Origin of the sequence: Streptomyces sp. SID13726, assembly GCF_010548375.1 — a bacterium.
Lineage (GTDB): Bacteria > Actinomycetota > Actinomycetes > Streptomycetales > Streptomycetaceae > Streptomyces.
In genome coordinates this window covers 1-471 of record NZ_JAAGLY010000355.1, presented here as the reverse complement: position 1 = coordinate 471, position 471 = coordinate 1, and the positions used below count along the sequence as shown (strand labels likewise).

Genomic DNA, 471 nt, shown 5'->3' with positions numbered 1-471 from the left:
TCTTCGAGGCGTATGAGCAACTGCGCCACGAGATCGCGTCCGAACCGGGCAGCATCAGCGACCAGCTCTGCAAGTCCTTCGAGAACCCCTCGCAGTGGCTCATCACCAGCGAGTGGGAGAGCGCCCCGCAGTACCTCGCCTGGGTCAACAGCGAGCACCACGCCGAGCAGGTGCGCCCGCTCGGCGCCTGCGCCCGCGCCATGCGCCCGCTCAAGTACTCCGTCCTGCGCGAGACCGGCCGCGGCTACCAGGACGCGCAGCGGCCCACGGGTGCCCGGCTGCAGGAAGCGCCCCGGCTCGGCGCCGGCATCGTGCGCCACGCCCTGACCTTCACGGTCAAGCCCGGCAGCGAGAAGGACGTCGCCGCGCTCCTCTCCAGCTACGCCTCCCCGGAGGCGAAGGTGGACGGACACACCCGGCTCCTGCGGACCTCGCTCTTCATGCACGGCAACCGGGTCGTGCGTACGGTGG

1 protein-coding gene is annotated in these 471 nt (G+C 70.9%); it reads left to right on the top strand.

Features of this window, described 5'->3' with window-relative positions; genetic code table 11:
* Positions 1–471: SchA/CurD-like domain-containing protein (locus G3I78_RS48045; protein WP_203616532.1), on the top strand; the 471-nt coding region annotated here is incomplete at both ends.